Origin of the sequence: Thermosyntropha lipolytica DSM 11003 (assembly GCF_900129805.1) — a bacterium.
Lineage (GTDB): Bacteria > Bacillota > Syntrophomonadia > Syntrophomonadales > Syntrophomonadaceae > Thermosyntropha > Thermosyntropha lipolytica.
In genome coordinates this window covers 1-8305 of record NZ_FQWY01000053.1, presented here as the reverse complement: position 1 = coordinate 8305, position 8305 = coordinate 1, and the positions used below count along the sequence as shown (strand labels likewise).

The following is an 8305-nucleotide window of genomic DNA, read 5'->3' as shown; positions in this document are numbered from 1 at the left end:
GTCAGGAAAAGGGGACGGATTGCTGAATAACACAAAAGCGCCGTTCCCGTTTTGTTTTGCAGGAAAATGAGAATTAGTGGAGAATTTACAGAAATAATGGAAAAAGCATACATAAAATCTCAGGAAATGGCATTATTTCCGGGCAGGGTTTAAAGATGACAATCTCTTTCTGATTTAAGGGAGATGTGAGGTATATGAGAAAGCAGATTCAGGTTTATCTGGAAACAGTTACCCCTTTAAGGACGGGAGGGGCTTATCAGGTTCGCCGTGGGATAAGGTCTTCTTCGCTCCTGGGCAGTTTGCGTTTCTGGTTTGAAACTATATGTTATGCAGGAGGGCTGGTTGGAAAAAAGGATTTTGATAAGGGGAGGGGACAGTTTACCGCTCCCTGGAGCGGAGAAGACTTAAAAAGCCTGATATTAGAAAATGGATCTGCTGAGCGGGAGATTATCAAGATTTTGCTGGAGAAGAGAATATCGCTGCCGGACATTATTTTTGGCACTACAGGATGGCAGGGAAGGATTTTTATTAGTGAAATTAAAATAATCAAAGTTCTGAAAAATCCTTTTACTTCCTCCTTTCTTCGCCAGAGCGGGATCCATTCTTCTGATGATTTTTTCTGGGGAAAATGTGCTATAAATTTTGCAACTGATGATTTCATAGCTGAAAGTATTCTCTATCCCCTGCTTGCTTTTATGGACAGGTATGGCTTCTGGGGAAGCAAATGGAACCTGGGCTGGGGAAGATTGCAGGTACTGGACATAAAAGAGAGGGGAGGGGAACTCTTATTGTGGGAAGAGGGGGAAAACCAGTTTCGGTTCAGCTTCTGGGGAGGTAAAGATAAAAAGTTTACAGACCTGGTAGAAAAGGTAACTAGTTTTGAAGATTTAACCAGCTGGGAAAGCGGAAACTGCCGGATAAAAGCTCTGGAAAAAGGCCTCCAAAAGAAGAGGATTGAAGAAATCTTGAAGGCATTGATCGAGGAAAAAAAACAGAAAAGGTGTGTTTTTGCCCGGGAAGAGGGAGAGGAGGAAAAGGCAAAAATGCATCAGGTTTTTGGAACGGTAGAAAAACCTCCGCCGGATGCTCCGCATGGTTCGAAAATTCTGCCCTGGGTATACCGGAAAGGAGACAAATATCAAACCGGATTTATCTCTATTACTTCTCTGCTTAATCTGTAATTAGCCTCAAAAGGGGAGGGTTTTATGGCTGAGGAAAAACATATTTATGAGTCATTTCTGGCTTCAGATATACCAGAAAATTATATTTCCCGGTGTAAAAACTACGGCTTTCATGTTCGGGAAGACTTAACAAAAGTAAACCGCCTGCGTGCAGGGGTGGTGCGAAACTGGCATGAACAGTCTTTTTTGTGCCGGGAACAGTATAGCCGAATTATGGAAATAAGCGGGATAAAGACCAAAAAAGAAGAAGTTTTTCCTGTGCTGGAGACACTGCCTGCTTATTCCTTCGTCCTGTGGGCTAGATTTAAGCTGAAGCAGCCATATTTTTCCAGAGACGATGAGGAATTATACCTTGTCCATAATCCCGTGCTCAAGGACAAAGCTTTTAAAGTACCAGTGATAAGGGGAAGCGGGTGGAAAGGGAATATAGCCTCTGTGCTTAAGGATATAGTTGGGGAAAAAGAAAACAAAAGGACAGCCATAGAAAGCTACTTTCGCCTCCTGGGAGCAGGTTCGGAATATATCAAAGCTTTAGAAGAAGAATTAACCCGCATGTATAAGGATGAAGAAATAAATGGCGAAAAGGTAAAAAGTCACCTCTTTTCCTTTCTGCTGTTTGAGCTAGGGATCAGGATAGAAAAAGACCTGCTTGACAGGATAAAAAACCTGGAGAGCGAAGAGGACCTGGAAGAAATCATCTATACGGCCCTGGGAATGATAGGAGAGGAAGAGGAAAAGACCTGGGGATGGATGAGAGAGTGGGGAACCCGCCGGGGAAGGGCTATTTTTTACCCGACTTTTTTTGACAGTATTACCCTGGAAGTTATCAATCCCCACCACCGGCGCAGGCGGGCAGGCAGGGGGCCGGTGTTTTATGAGGCCGTACCGGCAGGGAGTGAAGGTATTCTGCAGATAGCCTATGTTCCCTTTACTGGGGTGTTTAAGAGAGATGAAGAAGTAAAAAAAGAAGTTGAAGAGGACTTGCGGCTACTGCTTGAAGCCCTGGAAAGGCTGGCTGAAAGAGGTCTGGGGGCCAAAACCCGCTGGGGGTGGGGAACTTTTGCCTTTTACCCGGGTGAAAAATGCTGTTTTATTAAAGGAGGAGAAGAAAAAGAACTGGAATTTTCGGACAGGAGTTTAAACGGCTGGGAAATAATAGAAGGAGGGGGGAGGCAGGAAAAATGACAGCTGACTGTTTAAAAAGATTGCAGGAACACCGCATGCCCTTATTAAAGCTGGAAATTGCTGCCCTTATGGCCTTGTGGGATAAAACAAAATTTTCCTCTCCTCCCAATGCCGGGTGTATCAGTGTAAATAATATGGAAAACGGAGGACTTAAGGATTTAGCACGTTATTTTTCCGGACATAAAATAAAGGTAAACGGGCAGGAATTTGATCTCTGGGATGATTTTCTTGAAGACTGGCGCGACAAAACAGATACCTGTTTACGCACTATCTACCAGCACTGTGAAAACTATAATTCCGGCATAGATAAAGGAACTCCGCCAAAGGATATAAAAGTAAAACCTGATAACCGCAAGTGGCTGGGCAATGCTCTGGGTGGATTTAAGGATTGGATTTTTTATGTGGACAGGGAGGAAAATACTATCAGGCAAGAGATGGAGGGTATATTTAATGATCTGGAAGAGATTTTAAAACAAGAAATTTGGACATGGGAAAATATAGAAGACTTTCGCACTCGCTTTAAAAACTTCACCTCTGCTTTATTAAGTGATGACAGGTATCCTATCAATGATATAACCCTCTGGGATCAGGCCTATATGGCAGCTTCCATGTTCAAAGCCTGTCTGGCCGAAGCCGTAATGAAAGATGATCTGAATGTAAATCTGAAAAACTATGGCTGGCGCATCCTGGGAGTGCAGTATGACAAACTGGGGATGGCTGAAAGAGGACATAAACCTTCTCATATTGCATGGTACCGTGAAAAAATGCAGGTGCTGGATAAGCAGATAAAAAAGCTTCTAGAATATGATTACCCGGCCGGCAATGAAATCTACCGCGATGAGACCGGCATCTATTTCCTGGTAGGGGAAATATGGGGCAGGGATTTTACGGACGGACTGGCAGAATTAAATCCTGATTTTAACTGTTTAAAGGAAGAGATAAAAAGTATTTTTACCCGGGAAATCGGAGGCGAATTTTATCCGGCAGTCTTTTTAAGCTCTGCTTCCCGGGGGCTCATGCAACTGGGATATCTTCTGGAAAAAGCGAAGGAAAACTTTTTGCAGGTGGAAAGGAAAAAAATCGAACTGGAGATCAGGGAAAAATACCGGGGAATATGCCAGATATGCCGGATAAGGCTGGTAGAAGCTGAGGAAATAGAATCCGGAGAGGAAAAATATCTTTGCGCTTATTGCCGGGAAAACAAATCCCGAAAAAGGCTTGCCGGATGGCTGGAGAAAAGAAATGAAGAGACTATATGGATGTCGGAATTGAGGGACAGGAACGGGCAGGTTGCTCTGGTAACCCTCAAATTTGAGCTTAGGGACTGGCTAAATGGAAATATGTTTAATACCTGTCTGGTACGCAGGGAAGAAGCAGCAAAACATATCAGAGGGATAAAAAGTTTTATCTTTTTGCTGCTGGCAGATTGTGATGTCGAAAACGATCTGGGCATTGGCCGGTTAAAAGAGGAAATAAAAAGAATAGGAGAGCATATAAGGCAGGAAAAGGGTGAAGAAAAAAAGAGGTTTATTGAGAAGAAAAAGCAGCTTACCCGGGAAAAAGGAAGCTTAGAGGAAATAATAAGAATAGTCAAAACCATCCGCCAGGAAGAGGGGAAGCTAACCTGGCTGGATCGGGGACTGGATAAAAATTTTCCGGATTATAACATAGAACTGGATGAGATGTGCAAATTGCTAATCAAAAAATCTTCCTCCCTTACCCCGCAGTCGGAAGGGCTGCTCCGTGATTTTATCTTTTTTCCGGAGGAACTGGCACCAGAAGCTTATAGGGGATGTAAAAAACGAGGGGAAACGTTTAATGATTTTATACGCCAGATATTTTTCCATTCTATCACCGGCACCTCCTGGGAGACATGGGTAAAAGGATCCATCCTGGGTGACAGGATAGACTGGGAGAATAAATGCATAAAATGGCAGGAATTTAAAGAAGAGAATGATGAAGCACTGCATCTTTTAGCAACCCTCCTGTTCCAGTTTATGGTACGCCAAAATCCTTCTCCGGCCCGGCTGCGAAGAGTCTGGGATAATACCCGGGATTTTTTCCGGAATATTAAAGAAAAACTCATCTGTTATGCTGGCATTCCGGAACAGAGAAGAAAAAGGGTGGTATGGAAGAATATTGATAACAATGAGTATGTAAAAATCCTTCCCGGCTCCGACTTTAAGGAAGGCGAGTATTTTGATGGGGATATATTCTTCTACTGTAAAGACAGGGAAATCTATCTTTTATCCTACCTGCCGGAAGCCAAAAAGCCGGAACAGAAAATTTTCAAACTTAAGCCCTACCCGGATGGCAGAGAGGTGGGAGAATTGATCCTACCCTGGCCTTTAGAGGAGGCAGAAGGGGATAAAATAGTTTTTGAAGACTATCTTCCCTATTTATCCATAATTGAACCTACCCCGGTGAGCTGGCAGTTTGTGCTGCCAGCCGAATATGTGCCTTTTTTGCTGGATGCAGTTAATGAAAAATACCAGGAATGGTTTGGTTTCGTATATGGCAAGCTGCCTCTGCATATTGGGGTGATAGTACAGAACTATCGCCGGCCGCTTTATGTAGGGATAAATGCCTTAAGGCGCATACGCCGGGATGTGGAAAATACAAAAAGCCTGGAGTGTATCGTGCCAGCTGCTCAGGTAAAGAGCAAGATAGAAAAAGCTTTGGATTATATTAAAGAACTAGGTATAGAAAACAAGCCGGCCGATTACTATTCCTTATACAGGATAGAAGGCCGGGAAGAAGGGGAAGGAAGCTATGCTTTTTATGTGCACCCCGATGATCAGGAGGGACAGATTATACGCAGCATAAAAGAAATAGATGTCAGGGAGAAGCTGTATATTATGCCTAACACTTTTGATTTTGAATTTCTGGACGCCAATATACGAAGAAGAGATATTTTTTATGAAGAAGGGATAAATGAGGAGAACAGTACCAGCAGGGTGAAAAGAAAATTATTCCTTAAAGATAACCGGCCTTATGACATAGATTATTTAATCCCTAAATTTAAAAAATTCAGACAATTATTCGGAAAAGAGAAAGACAGGAGCTCTAAGCTGCAGAGGCTGATAGGCTTTATATATGAATACCTGGAAAGCGGGGAAGAGATGAAGGAATTGCTGGCTTCTGCCTGCATAAACATATTAAATCTGAAACACGATGAAGAGCTAAGGAGAGGAATAGCCGAAATAATGGAAATAGATACAGAAAGGGAGGATTTTTACAGCTGTCTGCTGGAAAAAATGGATCCCCCTGTTTTGAAACTGCTGGTTGATATGTTCGCATTCTGGCATATAGCCTTAAAGGAGGTATGAAATAATGGTAAAAAGAGTTGGCGTTTTAGCCCTTGCGGCTGATCCGGTGCATATAGGGACGGGAGGATACAGCATAGGCAGGGTTGACAATACAATAGTACGCGATCCCATAACTAATATCCCCAAAATACCGGCTACCAGCCTGGCAGGAACCTGGCGTTATTATACCTGCCTGGAGATACATAAATATTTTAAGACAGATTATCGGCTGCACAGGACAAGTCGCAAGGAAAAACCGTTAAGCGATATTTTAGTCGAAGAAGCTCCGGAATGGGTGAAAGGGTATGAGGCTAACCGCTATGCAGCTTTAAAATGTGCGGGGCAGGATGAAAGTCCCGGGCTGAATATTGCTGATGTTGAAGAAAAGGATACCGGTCACTGCGGCCGCTGCCTGGTATGCCGGGGATTTGGATTCTCTAAAAAAGACCAGAGCTGGCAGGGAATGATTTTTTTCAGCGATCTTAACATATTGTTCTTCCCGGTTTTTACCCGGGAAGGAACCAGGTGGATCAGTACCCCTTCCCTGATGCAGGAAGCAGGGCTGCTAGGTGATGCGGAAACGGAGGAAGAAGAGGCGATAAAGGTATGTTTTACCGGGGAAGAGGTGGAAGAGACTAAAGAGGGTGCCATAAATCTGGGATGGCTTTATTTGCCGTACCGCTGGGAAAAGATGAATTACAGGGGATTAAAAATCGGTAGATGGGAATTGCGAGCAGAAGATATTGTTCTGGTGGAGAAAGAATTTTTCTCCTCTATCGTAAATTCTAATCTGGAAGTTAGAACTTCGGTTGCTATTGATCCTTTAACGGGTGCTGCCCGGGAAAAAGCCTTATTTACTTCCGAAGCAGTTCCGCGCGGAACGATATTTAAGGGGGAGATAAGGATTTTTGATAAGGCTGCCTTTGCCGGATTGCTGGAAGAAGAGCTTCCCTCAGAACAGCAGTTGAAGAATGCCCTGGAAGATGCCGGACGCTTTTTTCATACCCTGGGGATAGGGGGAATGACTACCCGGGGATTTGGCAGGATGCACCTGGTTTTAACCGATATTGAGGAGGATTAGGGAGATGGCTGGCAATATAGAATATATCATCAACCGGACTGCGTTTGAACTGATAGCCGAAGAGATTCTGGCTTATTTAGATATCGACAAAATACTGGGGGTACTGATAAATGACGGTCTTTTTGCCATGTGGATCTATGCCTGTGAAAAAATGAGACTGGAAAAAGACGTATGGAGGGATATAGAGAGACAAGGCTTAGAAGCTTTAGAAAGGCAAAAAATAGTGAAGTTTTTCTGCAAAATCTGCCAGCTGACAGAAGGGCTGGAAAAGGAAACTGTTTATGAAAATACGCTGGCAAATCTGCAAAGAAGATTTCAGGAAATACAGGGAAGAAAAATGGAAGAAGGCAGGAGAAAAAAAGAGTATGAAAAAGCGTTTTACAGCGAACTGAACCAGTTTTTCATCGATCTGGCAGGAGATTTGCCCAAACTTCTCTTTATGCGGGATCTGATGGAAAAAGTCCTGCTTTATGCTCGTTACCATGCCAAGGCGGTGAGGGTTTAGGCTATGAAATGGTTTAAACTGGTTTTCAGACAGAAACAGCCTCTGCATATAGGATCTTTTCGCTGGGGCGTCATTGCGGAAACCGGGATTTTTATTCCCGGCTGGACGATGTGGGGGGCCTTGACTGATGCATTTCTGCGCCGGGAATCGTTTGCCCGGCTTGACGAAAGCGAAAAGCACTTTGCTGCTGTTACCAGTTTTTATCCGGCTCTGTTGGAAACGGGTAGTACTGAAAAAGAAATTTCTTCTCTGGAGCCTATGTTTCCTCTTTATAAAAAAGGGCGGTTTTACCTGGGAGGAAAGAGCGAGGCAGAATTTCGCTTCTATTTTACCGACCTTCTGATGTCAACTGCTGTGGAGGGAATTTCCCGCAAGGCCTGGGATATGAGCCTGCATGAGATCGAATATATCCTTCCCTGTTCCCGCAAAAACCGCAGCGGGGAAAAAATTTTCTCCCTGTACTGGATAGGACTGATCGGCCTGGAAGATGAAAAAATCTTTTCCTTTATCCCCCGCCTTATATATGCAGGTGGTGAACGCCGTTATGGTATGGGAGAAATGGAACTGGTATTGCAAAAGGAGGTAAAAAATGATGAGCTTGCTCTCTGGAATCTGGATGGGGAAGGGAACTTGCATCTGGAGAGAGCTGAACCTTTGAAAAACTTTTTGCCTCTGGAGGAAAATGTATGCCTGCAGGGGGAAACTGCCCTTCTGGTAGAACTGAATTTCAGAAAGTCCGTACCTGAAGCGGAGAAAGCAGGCCATTTTGTAAAACCGGGAAGCCTTATTAAAAATCCGGAAGCTTATGCCGGCAAAAAATATGTGCTGCAAAAAGGAAAATTTGTGCGGGTTTGAGGGACATGGTGATACTGGGGAGGGGATGGCCATGAAAGAGGTAATATTAAACAACTTTTCCGGAAAGGAGCCTTTTCATGGGAGAAATAAACATCCATGACCGGTTTTTCAAAAAATACCTGGAAAATCCCCGCATAGCAGGGAGCTTTCTCTCCTACATCCTGCCGGAGGGAATAAAAAAGATAGCTGA

The 8305-nt window shown here is 43.8% G+C and carries 7 protein-coding genes; all 7 read left to right on the top strand.

Annotated features, from left to right (window positions below; translation table 11 throughout):
• Window positions 1-194: 194 nt before the first annotated feature.
• On the top strand, window positions 195-1181 hold the full coding sequence (locus BUB92_RS10315; protein ID WP_073093447.1) for an RAMP superfamily CRISPR-associated protein: 987 nt from the start codon (window positions 195-197) through the stop codon (window positions 1179-1181).
• A 24-nt stretch (window positions 1182-1205) separates the two neighbouring features.
• Complete coding sequence (locus BUB92_RS10310; RefSeq protein WP_073093446.1) at window positions 1206-2366, top strand: RAMP superfamily CRISPR-associated protein; 1161 nt, start codon at window positions 1206-1208, stop codon at window positions 2364-2366.
• The gene (locus BUB92_RS10305) at window positions 2363-5695 is read left to right on the top strand and encodes a CRISPR-associated protein Csx11 (RefSeq protein ID WP_073093445.1); all 3333 of its coding nucleotides are present in this window, start codon (window positions 2363-2365) and stop codon (window positions 5693-5695) included. The genes BUB92_RS10310 and BUB92_RS10305 overlap by 4 nt, the downstream gene beginning before the upstream one ends.
• Before the next feature lie 4 nt (window positions 5696-5699).
• The gene (locus tag BUB92_RS10300; RefSeq protein ID WP_073093443.1) at window positions 5700-6755 is read left to right on the top strand and encodes an RAMP superfamily CRISPR-associated protein; all 1056 of its coding nucleotides are present in this window, start codon (window positions 5700-5702) and stop codon (window positions 6753-6755) included.
• Between the two features lie 4 nt (window positions 6756-6759).
• Entirely contained in the window at window positions 6760-7260 is a 501-nt protein-coding gene (locus tag BUB92_RS10295; RefSeq protein ID WP_073093442.1) for a hypothetical protein, read from the top strand.
• Window positions 7261-7263: 3 nt separating this feature from the next.
• Window positions 7264-8115, top strand: a complete 852-nt coding sequence (locus BUB92_RS10290; RefSeq protein WP_073093441.1) for a hypothetical protein — start codon at window positions 7264-7266, stop codon at window positions 8113-8115.
• A gap of 77 nt (window positions 8116-8192) precedes the next feature.
• Window positions 8193-8305 (top strand): Rpn family recombination-promoting nuclease/putative transposase (locus BUB92_RS12035; protein WP_143156937.1); only part of this gene is annotated, 113 nt, incomplete at its 3' end.

Excerpts from the sequence above, each read along its gene's own strand:
- BUB92_RS10315 (WP_073093447.1), top strand. The coding sequence starts at position 195 with ATGAGAAAGCAGATTCAGGTTTATCTGGAAACAGTTACCCCTTTAAGG.
- BUB92_RS10310 (WP_073093446.1), top strand. The coding sequence starts at position 1,206 with ATGGCTGAGGAAAAACATATTTATGAGTCATTTCTGGCTTCAGATATA.
- BUB92_RS10305 (WP_073093445.1), top strand. The coding sequence starts at position 2,363 with ATGACAGCTGACTGTTTAAAAAGATTGCAGGAACACCGCATGCCCTTA.
- BUB92_RS10300 (WP_073093443.1), top strand. The coding sequence starts at position 5,700 with ATGGTAAAAAGAGTTGGCGTTTTAGCCCTTGCGGCTGATCCGGTGCAT.
- BUB92_RS10295 (WP_073093442.1), top strand. The coding sequence starts at position 6,760 with ATGGCTGGCAATATAGAATATATCATCAACCGGACTGCGTTTGAACTG.
- BUB92_RS10290 (WP_073093441.1), top strand. The coding sequence starts at position 7,264 with ATGAAATGGTTTAAACTGGTTTTCAGACAGAAACAGCCTCTGCATATA.